We start from the raw sequence: 765 nt of genomic DNA, 5'->3' as shown, positions 1-765 counted from the left end.
GGCCGTCGTGCCAAAGTGCGACCAGTGAGACGGTCAGCGGTGCGTCGCGGACGCCGATATTGTCTCCGGCCGGGTGGAACGCGAGCAGGATGTTCCCGTCGTCATCCGCGGCGAGGTGTTCGAGATCCTGACCGACCACGCGGTCATTATCTCCTGGCCGCGTTCAGCCGGTGGTCTGCTTGCCGCCGCGGGTAGTGGCCCAGCGGTAGGAGGCGGTGCCGGTCTCGATGATGTTTCCGCCGAAGGTGAGGCGGTCAACGATCGCGGCGCAGAGTCGCGGGTCGGTGAAGGTCTTCGTCCAGCCGGAGAACGACTCGTTGGAGGCAATCGCGACGCTGTTCTTCTCCTCGCGTTCGGTCAGGACCTGGAAGAGAAGCTCGGCGCCGCGCCGGTCGAGTTCCATGTATCCGAGTTCGTCGATGCAGAGCAGGTCAACGCGGCCGTAGCGGGCGATGGTGCGGTTGAGCTGTTTGTCGTCGGCGGCCTCGACGAGCTCGTTGACGAGTTTCGCAGCCAGCGTGTAGCGGACACGGAAACCGGCGAGGGCGGCTTCGGTGCCGAGACCGATGAGCAGGTGGGACTTGCCGGTGCCGGAGTCGCCGATGAGGCATAGCGGCAGGCCCTTGCGGATCCAGTCGCACTTCGCCAGCGTGTGGATGACGGCGGGCTCGATCGCGGGGTTCGCGGTGAAATCGAAGTCCTTGAGCAGCTTCTGGCGGGGAAAACCAGCGGCCTTGGCGCGCCGTTCGGAACGGCGCCGGTCGC

At 66.1% G+C, this 765-nt stretch carries 1 protein-coding gene; it reads right to left on the bottom strand.

Translation table 11 applies throughout. The annotated features are described in order from the left end of the window. Window positions 1-163: 163 nt before the first annotated feature. Window positions 164-765: IS21-like element helper ATPase IstB (istB, locus tag AB1460_RS37985; RefSeq protein WP_368967435.1), on the bottom strand; the 602-nt coding region annotated here is incomplete at its 5' end.

Origin of the sequence: Parafrankia sp. FMc2 (genome assembly GCF_041008525.1) — a bacterium.
GTDB lineage: Bacteria > Actinomycetota > Actinomycetes > Frankiales > Frankiaceae > Parafrankia.
Note: the sequence above shows the minus strand (reverse complement) of the source record. Positions and strands in the feature narration are given on the sequence as shown.